The 13205-nt window shown below is 72.1% G+C and carries 11 protein-coding genes and 1 tRNA gene; 6 read left to right on the forward strand and 6 right to left on the reverse strand.

The genetic code is table 11. The features are described 5' to 3' along the window. Window positions 1–229: 229 nt before the first annotated feature. Window positions 230–1543, forward strand: coding sequence for an acyl-CoA dehydrogenase family protein (locus VNL12_RS20365; RefSeq protein ID WP_349257894.1), 1314 nt, complete (start codon window positions 230–232; stop codon window positions 1541–1543). A 257-nt stretch (window positions 1544–1800) separates the two neighbouring features. Here the strand turns inward: VNL12_RS20365 and VNL12_RS20370 are convergent, their stop codons facing one another. Further along, window positions 1801–3168, reverse strand: a complete 1368-nt coding sequence (locus tag VNL12_RS20370; RefSeq protein ID WP_325597162.1) for an IS1380 family transposase — start codon at window positions 3166–3168, stop codon at window positions 1801–1803. A 313-nt stretch (window positions 3169–3481) separates the two neighbouring features. Between VNL12_RS20370 and VNL12_RS20375 the strand changes: the two genes are divergently transcribed. Further along, window positions 3482–4459 (forward strand): sigma-70 family RNA polymerase sigma factor, encoded by a 978-nt coding sequence (locus VNL12_RS20375; protein ID WP_325597164.1) that lies wholly within the window; start codon window positions 3482–3484, stop codon window positions 4457–4459. Between the two features lie 23 nt (window positions 4460–4482). Here VNL12_RS20375 and VNL12_RS20380 read toward each other — a convergent pair whose 3' ends face one another. Beyond that, entirely contained in the window at window positions 4483–5571 is a 1089-nt protein-coding gene (locus VNL12_RS20380) for a PAS domain-containing protein (protein WP_325597166.1), read from the reverse strand. Window positions 5572–5694: 123 nt separating this feature from the next. On the opposite strand from VNL12_RS20380, the gene VNL12_RS20385 reads away from it, so the two are divergent. Both VNL12_RS20385 and VNL12_RS20390 read left to right on the forward strand, forming a co-directional pair. Continuing rightward, window positions 5695–5937 carry a CsbD family protein gene (locus VNL12_RS20385; RefSeq protein ID WP_349257893.1) on the forward strand — a complete coding sequence of 81 codons (243 nt, stop codon included), beginning with the start codon at window positions 5695–5697 and terminating at the stop codon, window positions 5935–5937. A gap of 106 nt (window positions 5938–6043) precedes the next feature. Further along, window positions 6044–7051, forward strand: a complete 1008-nt coding sequence (locus VNL12_RS20390; protein ID WP_325597170.1) for a hypothetical protein — start codon at window positions 6044–6046, stop codon at window positions 7049–7051. Window positions 7052–7157: 106 nt separating this feature from the next. Here VNL12_RS20390 and VNL12_RS20395 read toward each other — a convergent pair whose 3' ends face one another. Then, complete coding sequence (locus tag VNL12_RS20395; protein WP_325597172.1) at window positions 7158–8249, reverse strand: iron-containing redox enzyme family protein; 1092 nt, start codon at window positions 8247–8249, stop codon at window positions 7158–7160. Window positions 8250–8360: 111 nt separating this feature from the next. Here VNL12_RS20395 and VNL12_RS20400 point away from each other — a divergent pair, with 111 nt between their 5' ends. Next, window positions 8361–11447, forward strand: a complete 3087-nt coding sequence (locus tag VNL12_RS20400; protein WP_325597174.1) for a glycoside hydrolase family 2 TIM barrel-domain containing protein — start codon at window positions 8361–8363, stop codon at window positions 11445–11447. On the opposite strand, the gene VNL12_RS20405 is transcribed toward VNL12_RS20400, so the two are convergent. Together VNL12_RS20405 and VNL12_RS20410 are read right to left on the reverse strand one after the other, a co-directional pair. Then, window positions 11431–11652 carry an ATP-binding protein gene (locus VNL12_RS20405; protein WP_325597176.1) on the reverse strand — a complete coding sequence of 74 codons (222 nt, stop codon included), beginning with the start codon at window positions 11650–11652 and terminating at the stop codon, window positions 11431–11433. The two genes, VNL12_RS20400 and VNL12_RS20405, sit on opposite strands and share 17 nt — an antisense overlap. Then, window positions 11645–11809 carry a hypothetical protein gene (locus VNL12_RS20410; protein WP_325597178.1) on the reverse strand — a complete coding sequence of 55 codons (165 nt, stop codon included), beginning with the start codon at window positions 11807–11809 and terminating at the stop codon, window positions 11645–11647. Before VNL12_RS20410 ends, VNL12_RS20405 begins: the two co-directional genes overlap by 8 nt. A gap of 364 nt (window positions 11810–12173) precedes the next feature. On the opposite strand from VNL12_RS20410, the gene VNL12_RS20415 reads away from it, so the two are divergent. Next, complete coding sequence (locus tag VNL12_RS20415) at window positions 12174–12602, forward strand: NYN domain-containing protein (protein WP_325597180.1); 429 nt, start codon at window positions 12174–12176, stop codon at window positions 12600–12602. A gap of 174 nt (window positions 12603–12776) precedes the next feature. On the opposite strand, the gene VNL12_RS20420 is transcribed toward VNL12_RS20415, so the two are convergent. Beyond that, window positions 12777–12849, reverse strand: a tRNA-Thr gene (locus VNL12_RS20420). Window positions 12850–13205 lie beyond the last annotated feature (356 nt).

Here is a 13205-nt window from a genome sequence, read left to right on the forward strand (position 1 = left end):
CCCTCAGCCTCGAGCGAAACCGCCACCCTGGTGGGCGTCCAGGGCATAGGAGGGTGGCAGTTCGGGGGAAACCAAGTCGGGCCCCAGTCCCATGGTGATCGATGCGCCGCGGCGACGCCGCCCCGGGGCTCCAGAGGCCGCGCCTGCGAGGGAGGCGCGCCGCGCCGCTGCGTGCCAGCCTCGAGTCCCAGACCCACCACCGAAGGGACCCTCCGTGGCTGCTCCAGGGATGCACTCCGGCTCACCGACCGACGCCGCTCTCAACCTCTCGATGTCCGAGCACGGCCTGCCCCTGTACGAGGCGGTCAGGACCTTCATCGCCGAGGAGGTCGAGCCGATCACCGAGGAGTTCTTCCGCCTCGGCGAGGGCCGGGCCGAGCGGTGGAGCTACGGCGAGGGCCAGCTCGAGCTGCTCGACTCGGTGAAGGCCAGGGCCAAGGCCAACGGGCTGTGGAACTTCTTCCTCCCCGACTCCGAGACCGGCGAGGGGCTCTCCAACCTCGACTACGCCTACATCGCCGCCGAGCTGGGCAAGAACCCGATCGCCTCGGAGTGCCTCAACTGCAGCGCGCCCGACACCGGCAACATGGAGGTGCTCGAGCGCGTCGGCACCCCCGAGCAGAAGGCGCAGTGGCTCACGCCGCTGCTCGCCGGGGAGATCCGCTCGGCGTTCGCCATGACCGAGCCCGACGTGGCCTCCTCCGATGCCCGCAACATCGCCACCCGGGCCGTGCTGGACGGCGACGAGTGGGTCATCAACGGCGAGAAGTTCTACATCTCGGGCGCCGGCGACCCCCGCTGCAAGGTCATGATCGCCATGGTGGAGACCAGCCCCGACGGCCCGGCCCACCGCCGCCAGTCCCAGATCCTCGTCCCGATGGACAACGCCGGCGTCGAGGTCCTCGGACCCATGGAGGTCTTCGGCGAGGACGACGCCCCCCACGGTCACATGCACCTGCGCTTCACCGACGTGCGGGTGCCGGCGGCCAACATGCTCCTCGGCGAGGGCCGCGGCTTCGAGATTTCTCAGATCCGCCTCGGCCCCGGCCGCATCCACCACTGCATGCGCTCCATCGGGGCCGCCGAGCGGGCCCTCGAGCTGATGGTTAGGCGGGGCCTGAACCGCGAGGCGTTCGGCAAGCCCCTCGCCCGCCTCGGCAAGAACACCGAGGTCATCGCCAAGGCCCGCATCGAGATCGAGGCCATGCGCCTCATGGTGCTGCGCGCGGCGCGGGCCATGGACACCATGGGCAACGCCGAGGCCCGGGTGTGGGTCAGCGCGGTCAAGGCCATGGTGCCCGAGCGGGTCTGTCGGATCATCGACGAGGCGATCCAGATCCACGGCGCCACCGGGGTCTCCCAGTGGACGCCGCTGGCCCGGATGTACGCCGGGCAGCGCACGCTCCGGCTCGCGGACGGACCCGACGAGGTGCACTGGCACGTCGTGGGCCGCGCCGAGCTCACCCGCTACGAGGACGACCACGCCCCCGCCGTCGACCAGGGTCGCTCCGACCGAGGCGGCCAGTTCTCCGGCCCCTCCTGACAAAGGGTGCCTCGACCGCTGGACGATCACCGCCAGCCGGTTGACCCAATCGCACCGTTCGACGTGGTCTGACCTAGATCCGCGAGGTGTTCGTGGGCGGGGTTCATGTCTGGCTTGAATTCGTGCTGATCGTCGTGAGGGGCCTGGTGGCTTCGTCGTGTGGTGGTGTGGGGGCGCGAGGGGTGAGGGTGATGGGCCGGTGTTGGTGGTTGTCGTGGCGGCCAGGGCGAGGGGCGGTGGCGGCCGGGACGTCTGTGTCAGGGTCCGGCACTGGGGAGCGCTCGTAGTGCCGCCCAAACCGTGAGGAACGGACCGCGGCGTTGTGTGGGGCTCAGGCGCAGCACCACTTGGCGGGCGTGGCGGAGGACCCGGGCGGGGATGCAGATCAGCTCGCGTCGGAGGCGTTTGGCGTGGGCCCGGCCCTCGGTGTCGGCGCCGCTGAGGGCTTGGAGCCAGGCGGAGAGGTTGAGGCTGAGCAGCGCGGCCCACATCCAGATCTGGTTGACGCGGGCGTGGCCGGAGGGCAGGTGGCGCAGGGCGAGGCCGCACTTGGAGTCCTTGATGCGTTCCTCGACGTCGGCGCGCTCTCGGAACCAGGCCTCGATGTCGATGATGTCGCCGTCGAGGTTGGTGATGATGAAGCTGTAGGCGTAGGCGTGGTCTGCTTCGCCGTCGAGGACCAAGCGGAGCTGGTCTGGGTCGATGGTGCGCCGGCGCCGGGAGCGGGCATCGGTGGAGATGTCCTCTGCGCCCAGGCGCACCCGGCGCACGATGGTGCGGGTTGCCTCGGGCCAGCCAGCGGGCCGGTAGGGGCACTCGGCCACCTCAGCGGCCATGCGTTCAGCGGGGCGCCAGTGCGTCTCGGGAACGGCCCGCTCGGCCCGCCACACCGCGGCGTTGCGCTTGACGGCGATGGCGAAGTCGCACCCGTGGGCCACGGCGGCGTCGGCCACGGCCTTGTCGAAGAACCCCGAGTCGGCCCGGACCCGGGGCCGTCCCAGACCCTCAGGCAGGGCCGCCACCGAGCGGGCGATGAGCGACGGCGCTTGGGGTCGGGGGTCATCGCGGCCCGACCCGAGATCCGCGGCGAGCACGACGCCGGCTTCGGCCCACACTGCTGGGTGGGCCCGACCGCACCGCTGCCCGGCGTAGTTGTAGGCCACCCCTTCCTTCTTGGGGCCGTAGACCTCGATGTCGGTGGGATCGAGGTCAATGGTGGGGCGCACGGCAACGAGTTCTGCCCGTCGCGGCTCGGGCATCAGGGCGAAGCCACGCCCCACAAGCTCGCCCACCGCTGCCTCCAGGTCGGCAATGGCCACATCGTCGAAGCGCTGCGCCAGGGCGTTGAACGTCGTCGATGCCGGCGGCTCGGGGACCGCCCGCAACGCAGCGCCCGCACCATCGGCGCGGACGTGGTCCAAGTCGACCATGAAGTCCCCGCCGGTCAGCATGGTCTCGGCCATCGCCAGCACCACCTGGCCGCCCGAGAGGCCCTGGCGTCGTTTCTTGATGCGGCCCACGTGGGCGTCGATGGTGTCGGTGACCCCGAGGATCCGGTCCACCTCAGCGACCAGCACCACACCCGCCGACGGGGTCAGACTGGGGTCATCGCGACCCACCTTCACCGGCGGTCGTCCTTGGCGTATCGTCTTCACCCGACAGGTGCCTTTCGTTCCGGGGAACTGGTTGGCTTTGCAGCTCCAATTCTCCCGCAACGAAAGGCATCCGTCGCGCATCCGAACGAACGTACGCGCGGCTAACTCACCGATCTAGGTCAGAGCCACACTGAACGCGACCTCGCTGCGCTCGGGGAACTCATCAGCGCCCGCCGGGCCTTCGGGTGACCGCACCTGCTTCTCGCCAGGGGCGGCGAGGCGGGGGTACCCTGGGCCCTGGTGTCGCACCCGCACGTGCCCTGGCACGCGCCGCTGGTACCCGATGACCGACGCCATGACCCATCCGACGACCTTGGCCCCGCCGGCCGATGCCGTCGGCTCCCGCCTCGAAACCACCCTGCACGATGCGGGGGCCGCAGTGGCGACCAGTCGACAGCTCCACGCGGACAGCCGCGCCCGTCGACGCCGGGTGCGCCACAGCCTGGCGGAGGTGACCGACTCCGTGGACGTGCTGCGCGCCCGCCGCACCGTCCCCCGTGGCGCCGATGCGCGTGACTGGAGCTCCCGCCCCGGAGTCCCCCTCGAGCTCTGGCTCCTCCACGTCCGCTTCGGGCGCTCGGGCGATCTCCAGCACCTGCGGGCGCTGGTCGAGGAGTACGACCAGTACGCCCTGTCCCTCGCCCGGCGCCTCCGGCGTGACCGCGAGCCCTCCGAGGACCTCGACCAGGTCGCCCGCGAGTCACTGGTCGTGGCGCTCAAGCGCTTCGACTGCGAACGGGGTCTGCCGTTCCCCGCCTTCGCCACCCCCACGATCCTCGGTGCCCTGCGCCGCCACTATCGCGACCACGGCTGGAGCATCCGGGTGCCCCGCCGGGTGCACGAGCTGACCGTGCCCGCTCGTGAGGCCGCCGACCGCCTGACGATGGCGCTCGGCCGGGTGCCGCGCACCGAGGAGATCGCGGACGAGCTCGGCGTCACCGCCGAGGAGCTGCGCCAGGTGGGAGAGGCGGCCGCCGCCCGCAACCCGTCGTCGCTCGACGCCACCCCCTCACCCGACGCATCGTCGCCCCACGAGGTGGTGGGCGCGATCGACCGCAACCTGCTGGTCACCGAGGATCAGGTCGACCTGCGCCAGGCGATCGAGCACCTTGAAGGCCGTGATCGGGACATCCTGCGCCTCTACTTCTTCGACGAGCTGACGCAGAGCGAGATCGCGCGGCGCTACGGTGTGAGCCAGATGCAGGTCTCGCGCTGGATCGCCAGCATCCTCAAGCGTCTGCGGGCCCGGATGGACGTCTGACCCGCAGCGTCTCGTCGAGGCGCTCAGGCGGAGTCGGAGGCGACGATGAGGACGGCGCCCTCGACCGTCCCGTCCGAACCCCGCAGCGGGGCGTAGGTGACGGTCACCGGTCGTCCCTCGTCGTCGTCGAGGCTCGAGGCGCGTGGCTCCGGCGCCCCCTCACCAGCCAGCATCGACCGGACGGGCCGGGTCACGACCTCCATCGGCAGGTGCAGGTCGAGCTGCGCCAGGGGCCGGCCCAGGACGTCGCCCCGGGACCGATCCCAGAGCCGGCTTGCCTGCTCGTTCCAGGCGCGCACCCGCTGGTCGACATCGACGACCACCACTGCGGCCGCGAGCCCGTCGATGATCGAGCCGAGGAACGCGCTCATCCGGTCGGCCTCGGCGGTCCGCCGGTCGAGCTCGACCTTGATCGCGCTCAGCTCGACGTTGGCGGCAGCCAGCTCCTCGTTCATCACCTCGAGCTCAGCGTTCGATGCTCGGAGCTCCTCGTTGGTGGACTGGAGCTCGTGCACCGTCGCCTGCAGCTGGTCGTTGGCGGCGTCCAGCTCCTCGTCGAGCCGGGCCAGGACCTCGTTGGACTCGTCCAGGGCCGACTGCGTGCGCTCGGCGGCGGTGACATCGACGAACGCGAGCAGCACCGCGCCGTGCGACGCTCCGTCGCCGAGAGGCACGGCATGCACATCGAAGCGGCCCGCCTCTCCCACGGCGACGGCCCGTCGCACGACCGTCGCCCTCGTCCCGGCGGCCTCGCCGACCGCCGTTGCGAGCAGGGATGCCAGCCCGCCGGGATCCAGCTCGCCGAGGGCGCGCCCGACGTCATCCTCGGCCAACCCGAGCAGGGTACGAGCGCTTCGGTTGGCCGTCACCAGGTGACCGCCCTCGTCGATGATCAGATGGGGCGCGACGGAGAGCTCAACCGCTCGCGCCGCCGGTCCACGGCTCGCCACGTCGTCCTCCTCCTCGGCCGCCGCCGGTGGTAGCGGATCGGACCATCGTGTCCTGCGAGCGCCAAGGGCGCGAAAACGCCGATCGCGCCGGGTCAGCGGGCCCGGGCGCGAGAGACGATCAGAGGTCGCCGGACGAGGCGGCGCGGGCTCCACGCCCGGCACGTGGAGGACGCCTGACGGACGCCGTCGTGACGCTCCAGTGTCCGCGGGGGACGCCTCTGCCGCCCACCTCGCGGTTTGCCTGCCGACGTCGGTGGGAAGCAGGAAGTCCCCGAACCAGGAGGCATGCCCGTGGCAGCCAAAGACAGCGGTCCCGAAGCCGGAGCCAAGGGTGTCGTGGAGGACGCCAAGGGCAAGTTCAAAGAAGCCGCCGGCGCCCTCACGGGCGACGACGACCTCTCGAGCGAAGGCGAGGCCCAGCAGGACAAGGCCGAGTCCCAGCGCGACGTCGCCGCCAAGGAGGCGGAGGCCGACAAGGCTCGCTCCGAGGCTGAGGCCCACGAGGCCGAGCAGCGCGCCAACGAGTAGGCCCGCACCCGACCCGAGCCCGCACCGGCGAGGGCCTGCCACGGCGGGCCCTCGCTGAGCCCACGATCCCACCGACGGGATGTTCGTGACCCACAACGATGAGCCGATGGATGACGAGGTCGCGGCGGCGGAGGCGGGCCTGCACCACGCCACCGACGATGCCCCCGGACAACGTCGCATCCGGCGCGGCAAGGGCTTCTCCTACGTCGATGTTGACGGCTCGACCGTTGCTGCCGACGAGCGGGAGCGCATCGCCGCCCTTGCCATCCCGCCCGCCTGGACCGAGGTGTGGATCAACCCAGACCCCCGGGGGCACCTGCTGGCCACCGGGCGCGACGCCCGCCTGCGCAAGGTCTACCGCTACCACCCACGGTGGCGCGAGGTGCGCGACGCGGCCAAGTACGACCGCTTGGCCGAGTTCGCCGAGGCCTTGCCCGACCTGCGCCAGGCTGTGGACGCCGACCTCTCCCGACGAGGGCTGCCCCCGGCGAAGGTGATCGCGCTCGTGGTCCGCCTCCTCGACGAGACGCTCATCCGGGTCGGCAACGAACGCTACGCCGAGGACAATGAGAGCTTCGGGCTCACCACGCTGCGCGCCGAGCACGCCGAGGTCAGCACAAGCACCCTCGAGCTCGACTTCGTCGGCAAGTCCGGGGTGGCCCGCCGCATGGCCATCCACGACGCCCGGCTCGCTCGGTTGGCCCGCCGGTGCCACGAGCTCCCCGGCCAGCACCTGTTCTCCTACCGGGACGACGACGATGGCTCGGTCAGCGCCGTGACCTCGGCCGAGGTCAACGAGTACGTCCGGGGCCACATGGGATCCCAGGCCAGTGCCAAGGACTTCCGCACGTGGGGCGGCACCACCATCGCCGCCTGCACCCTCTCTCACCCGTGCCCCGACGACCAGCCCTGCGACCGACTGGTCACCACGTCGTTCGAGGAGGCCGCCGCGGTCCTCGGCAACACCGCCACGGTGTGTCGCACCTGCTACGTGCACCCGATCGTGCCCGAGTCCTACCGCGACGGCAGCCTGGGCGAGGCGTGGAAGGGGTCGCGCGCCACTGCGACGATGGCCCGCCGCGAGCAGACCGTGCGCCGCCTTCTGTCCGGCTGACCCACGGCCCGGCGCAGGCCGGCGCGACGCGAACCCTGGCGCGGGGCGGCCGCTGATTCACCGATGCGCGCCTCCCTCGGCCGAGACGGATCGGCGGGACCGAGGATCAGGAGGCCCGGCGGCCCACCACCGGCTCGGGCGCGAGGAGCGAGCTCTCGCCTCGCCCCCAGCACCGCATCAAGTGCTCGGTGAGGCGGCCCTCGACGAGCATCAGGGCCCCGGCGCCGAAGGCGACGTCGAGGACCAGGCCAGGTTCGTCGGCGAGCAACCCGGCGACCATCCGGTCGAGCGCCACGACCTGGTGGTGTTCGTCGGCCTCGACGTGCACGTCGTAGAAGCGGCGGGCCCGGGCCGAGCCGACCAGGCGCTCGATGGCCGCCGCGTAACGACCCATGGGCCCGATGGAGGTCATCTCGAAGAGCGCCAGGTGGCCCACGAGGGCCCCGCGCCAGCGACGGTGGAGGCCGAAGAGCGAGATCACGTTGCCGGTCGCCAGCGTCACGCCCGGCAGCCGATCGAGGTGGGCGCCGTAGGCGGCATCGAGGCCGAGCTCGTCGAGCGTGTCGGCGAAGAGCGAGGCGTGCATCTCGGCTCCGACGCCCCCGCCGTACTCATCGGCCTGGATCTCGACCATGGCGGCCTTGGCCTCACCGGCGAGGCGCGGCAGCGCCCACGTGTGGGGGTCGGCCTCCTTCAGCTGGTACGCCGACCGGTGCGTGCAGAACTCTCGCAGGTGGGCCAGGGTGCCCTCGGTGGACACGAAGCCCGACACGCTCGGCCCGTCGCCGGGCCGGGCGGTGTCCCGCAGCCAGCTCGTGACCTCGACGGCCGTCGTGGAGGGGTCCGGCACCGGGACGTTGGTCTGCAGGTCGCGGAGCAAGATGCGCTCGAGGCGGGCGCGGAGGTCGAGGACCACCGGATCCCACTCGAGCTCGTCGTCGACCCCGGCGAAGCCCCTGTAGGCCAGCTCGTAGCAGCAGTGCAGGGCGAGCTGGCCGTCGTCTTCGAGGGCCCCGTCGACCGCCCCGGGGCCCGGCAGACGCGCGGAGCGGGGGTGACGGAGGTGGCGCAGCAGAGCCCCGGTGATCGGGCCCCGGGGCGCCGGCAGCGTCGGGCCTCGGTCTCCGAGCCCCCCGGTCGCCCGCAGCGCCGGAGGAGCGGGGGGGGCGGCAGCGGGCTCGAGATCGAGGACGGTCACCTCTCACGGCTGCCCGGCCGACCCGGCTACAAACCGACCCACGATCCGCCACGGCCCTGACCGCGCCCGTGAGGGCTCGGTGGATGGGGGGCGGCCTGGGAGGATGCGCCGATGCAACCGCTCGGCCCCGACCCGTGGACCACCCCCGAGATCACCGGCGTGGGCCGGATCCCGATGCGTCCGCCGCTCGACCCGTTCCCCGACGAGGCCGCGGCTCGGTCCGGGCAGCCGTCGCCGTGGGTGCAGACGCTGGATGGCCGCTGGGACTTCCGGCTGGTGCACGATCCGGCAGCCGCATCACCAGGCGCAGGATCCGACGACACCGACTGGGACCACGTCCAGGTGCCCGGCACCTGGGTGCTCCAGGGTGGGCCCGACCACCGCTTCGGCACCCCCGCCTACACCAACGTGATCATGCCGTTCGACGAGGACCCACCCGCGGTGCCTACGCACAACCCGACGGGCATCCACCGGCGGGCGTTTCGGCTCCCGGCGGCCTGGCGGCGCCGGCGCACGTTGCTCGAGGTCGGCAGCGCCGAGAGCTTCTTGGCCGTGTGGGTCAACGGCGAACCCGTGGGCATCGGGACCGACAGTCGCTTGGCGTCGACCTTCGACATCAGCGACCACCTGCGCCGCGGACCCAACGAGGTGTGGCTGGCGGTCAGCCAGTGGTCGGCAGCCACGTGGATCGAGGACCAGGACCAGTGGTGGCTGCCCGGTCTTCACCGCTCGGTGCGCCTGGTCTCGGTCCCCCGGACGGCGCTCGGCGACGTGGCCCTGGTGCCCGGCCTCAGGCCCGGTCCCGGCGGCGGCGGCACCGGCACCCTCGACATCGCCGTCGAGGTCGACCTCGAGCACCAGGAGGAAGGCTGGACCGTGGCGGTGCGCCTCGAGGGTCGACGGGGCCGGACGCTCGCCGCCCTGTCCGCCACCCCGGTACCGGTCTTCGAGCACGGTGAGCCGCTCACCGAGCTGCTCTCGGGGATGCTGTGCGCCGGACCCGTCGTCCGGGGCCACCTCGAGGTCGCGGACGCCGAGGCGTGGTCCCACGAGCGCCCGGTGCTCCACCGCGCCGTGGTCACGCTCACCTCGCCGGCGGGCGAGGTCGTCGACGTGCGCACCCAGCGGGTGGGGTTCCGCTCGGTGGAGGTGCGCGACAACCAGCTGCTCGTGAACGGGGCGCCGGTGCGGATCGTGGGCGTCAACCGCCACGAGCAGGACCCCGACCGCGGACGGACCGTCGACGAGGCGTCGATGCGCCGCGACCTGGAGCTGATGAAGCAGCACCACGTCAACGCCGTGCGTTGCTCCCACTACCCGAACGACCCCCGCTTCTACGAGCTCTGCGACACCTACGGGGTGTACGTGATCGACGAGGCGAACGTCGAGTCCCACGCCCGCCAGGTCGCCCTCGCTCACGATCCTCGCTACCAGCTCGCGATCGTCGAGCGCGGGGTGCGCATGGTGCAGCGCGACCAGGGCCACGCCTGTGTGATCGCCTGGTCGCTCGGCAACGAGGCCGGCTACGGCGCCGCCCACGACGCCATGGCGGCCTGGATCCGCCGCACCGACCCGTCGCGGCCTCTGCACTACGAGGGGGCCATCGGCGAGGACCTCCACGCCGAGGCTCCCGCCACGGACCTGGTGTGCCCGATGTACGCCTCGGTCGAGGCGATCACCGAGTGGGCCCGATCGGGCCGGGACCGGCGACGACCGCTGATCCTCTGCGAGTTCAGCCACGCCATGGGCAACGCCGGCGGGTTGGCCGACTACGTCGCCGCCTTCGATGCCGAGCCGGGCCTGCAGGGTGGGTTCATCTGGGAGTGGTGCGACCACGGGCTCCGCCGGGGCGACGGCTCGTTCGGCTACGGCGGCGACTTCGGTGAGGATCGCCACGACGCCAGCTTCTGCTGCGACGGGCTGGTGTCACCGGACCGGGTGCCACACCCGTTGCTCGTCGAGTACGCCCACCTCAACGAGCCCGTCGCCGTCACCCTCCACGGTGCGGAGCTGGCCCTCACCAACCGGCGCTGGTTCACCGACCTGGGGGATCTCCGGTGGCGCTGGGAGCTGCGGCTCGACGGCGCGGTGACCGAGAGCGGCGCACTGGAGGTCGCCCCGGTCGCCACCGGCGCGACGGTGATCGTCGCCCTCCCCACCCCCGCCCGCCGGGCGCGGGACGAGGCAGCGGGTGAGGTCCACCTCGACGTGGTCGCCACCCCGCGGCGGCGCCCGCCGTGGGCGCCGGCGGGGTGGACCTCGGCGCGCTGCCAGGTCACCCTGACCGCCACGTCGCCTCAGCATCCGGCCCCGGCCGTGGCCCCGACGCGACGGCGGTCCCGGGCCGTCGCCGTCGAGGTCGTCACCGGCGCAGATGACTCGGTGCGCCTCGTCGCCGGCGACGCCCTGGACCTCGCCGCACCCGAGCTGACCCTGTGGCGGGCACCGACCGACAACGACGGGATCAAGGTCGGGTGGATGAGCGGCATAGGGGCGCGCGGCCGCTGGCTGCGCTGGGGCCTCGACCGCCTGGTGCGCACCGATGTCTCGCTGACCCGATCTCGGGGCGTCGTCGTGCGCACCACAACCTGGCAGGGCGCCGAGGGGCTCGACCCGGTGCGGCACCGTCAGCGCATCGAGGTCGTCGACGGCGTGGCCCGGCTCACCGAGCAGATCGACGTCCCCGACGCGCTCACGGACCTGCCCCGCGTCGGGGTGCGCTTCACCGCCACGGGCCGACTCGAGCACCTCGAGTGGTTCGGGCCCGGGCCCGGCGACAGCTACCCGGACCGCCGGGAGCTGCCCGTCGGCCGCTGGACCAGCACCGTCACCGACACCTACGTGGGTCACATCGTCCCCCAGGAGCACGGTCACCGGACCGACGTCCGCTGGTTCACCCTCTCGAGCGAGCCCCCACGCGGCCGTTCACGACGCACCGAGGGCTCAGCGGCGGTGGTCCTGCGGATCGGTGCGGACCGCCGCTTCGGGTTCAACGTCAGCCACCACCGGGTCGAGGACCTCGCCCGGGCGACCCACGACGTCGACCTGGAAGCCCGCCCCGACATCGAGGTCCACGTCGACGGGGCGCACCGGGGGCTCGGCAGCGCCGCCTGCGGACCCGACACCGCGGCGCGCCACCGCGTCGCCGGGGGTCGCCACGAGTGGGTGTGGACCCTTGCGGTCAGCGGGGCCCGCTGAGCGGGCCGGCGGGGCGCGCCGCGACCCGCGCCGGGAGACCGATCTCGAAGACGGTGCCCCCGCCGGGATGAGCCCGCGCCACGATGCTGCCCTCGGACTGGGTCACCACCCCGTAGGTCGACGACAGGCCCAGGCCAGTGCCACCCCCCTCGGCCTTGGTGGTGAAGAACGGCTCGAAGCAGTGGAGCCGGTCGGTCTCAGTCATCCCGGACCCGGTGTCCTCCACCGCCAGGCACGGTCCCCTCATCGATCCAGGTGCGCAGCGTCACGGTGCCGGTCGCGCCCAGGGCGTCGCGCCTGCGCCCGTTGGCCCGTCGGGGCTCGCGCCACATGGTGGCCGAGTGGTAGAGCACGAGGTTCATCTGGTCGCCGTTCGCTTGGTGGCCCCGGTACTTGGGACGGCGGCCTCGTTGTCGTCGACGCCATGTTGTCGATCTTGTCGACGTTTGCAATACTCCTTGCACTGCTCCCCGCCTTCCTGGACGCTTCGGCTGTCCCGGAATGGCGGGGCCTTTCGTATCGGAGGCTGGTTGGTGTCCCCCACCGCCAAGCGCGTGATGGTGTTCATCGACTACCAGAACGTCTACAACGGCGCACGTGAGGCATTCGGGTCACGAGGCGACCCACACATGTTCGGCCAGATCAACCCGCTTCGCCTCGGCCCTCGTTCTCAAGGCGGCAGGGAACGGCCCCCGCGAGTTGGCCGGAGTACGCATCTACAGGGGGATGCCCTCCAACGCGCACGCCGCCAAGGGCTACGACGCATGTCAGCGGCAGGTGGGCATCTGGAGCCAGCAGGCGCTTGTGACCCCAACCCACCGACCGCTCAACTACCGCGAAACTCATCGGCCACGAGAGAAGGGCATCGACGTGGCGCTGGCCATCGACTTCGTCCGGTGCGCCATCGAGGATGATTACGACGTGGGAATCATGTTCTCGGGAGACACGGACCTGCTGCCCGCCCTCGAGATGGTGATCGACAAGAAGGGCCCTGCTTCGTGCGAGGTCGCTGCGTGGGCTCCGGCACAGGGTGGCAGGCACCCGCGGGCGTTGCGAGTCAAGGACCGCTGGACTCACATCCACTTCCTCGATGAGTCCCGATATCGCCACGTCGAGGACCCAACCGACTACACCAAGAAGCGACGACGACGCTAGGTGCCCCAGGTTTGCGCGGTCCGGCGGGGGCCAACGGCACCGGAGTCGATGGCGAGCAGCTGGCCGTTGAAGCTCACCCCCGCCTGAACCCTCGGCATGACGGCGAGCGTCAGGTGCCGGCACGACGCCCGAAGGCCGCCGGCATCGCCGCAGGTCAGGGGCACCAGCGGGCGGAGCCGGGTGCCGGGATCGAACCGGCGACATCTTCTTTACAAGAGAAGTGCTCTGCCAACTGAGCTAACCCGGCGGATCCCCTCGGAGGGCGACCGTAGTCGACGCCCTGTGCGGGTCTCGCCACGATCATGGGTCCGCCACCGAGCGCAGGGGCCGACCGACGACGACCCAGGGGTGCCCGATTCGGGCGCTCCGAGGTGGGTAGCGTCGGATCCAGCGCACCGGACGGGTGCGTTCGGCCCGCCGCCGTCCCGGCGGCGGCCCCGGCCATCGCACCCGCTCGGCTCGCAACGGAGGAGGCGCCATGACGCCATCGATCCCGCCCCGCACCGCAGACCACCCGGCCCCCGCCGGCCCGGTCGCCCCGCCCGACATCGACCCCCGACGCAGCTACGCCGAGGTCCGGGGCCTGACCGAGGCGCTCGCTGC

This window comes from Iamia sp., assembly GCF_035575815.1.
In the GTDB taxonomy this organism is placed as follows: domain Bacteria; phylum Actinomycetota; class Acidimicrobiia; order Acidimicrobiales; family Iamiaceae; genus Iamia.

Excerpts from the sequence above, each read along its gene's own strand:
- VNL12_RS20365 (WP_349257894.1), top strand. The coding sequence starts at position 230 with ATGCACTCCGGCTCACCGACCGACGCCGCTCTCAACCTCTCGATGTCC.
- VNL12_RS20375 (WP_325597164.1), top strand. The coding sequence starts at position 3,482 with ATGACCGACGCCATGACCCATCCGACGACCTTGGCCCCGCCGGCCGAT.
- VNL12_RS20385 (WP_349257893.1), top strand. The coding sequence starts at position 5,695 with ATGCCCGTGGCAGCCAAAGACAGCGGTCCCGAAGCCGGAGCCAAGGGT.
- VNL12_RS20390 (WP_325597170.1), top strand. The coding sequence starts at position 6,044 with ATGGATGACGAGGTCGCGGCGGCGGAGGCGGGCCTGCACCACGCCACC.
- VNL12_RS20400 (WP_325597174.1), top strand. The coding sequence starts at position 8,361 with ATGCAACCGCTCGGCCCCGACCCGTGGACCACCCCCGAGATCACCGGC.
- VNL12_RS20405 (WP_325597176.1), bottom strand. The coding sequence starts at position 11,652 with ATGACTGAGACCGACCGGCTCCACTGCTTCGAGCCGTTCTTCACCACC.
- VNL12_RS20410 (WP_325597178.1), bottom strand. The coding sequence starts at position 11,809 with ATGAACCTCGTGCTCTACCACTCGGCCACCATGTGGCGCGAGCCCCGA.
- VNL12_RS20415 (WP_325597180.1), top strand. The coding sequence starts at position 12,174 with ATGCCCTCCAACGCGCACGCCGCCAAGGGCTACGACGCATGTCAGCGG.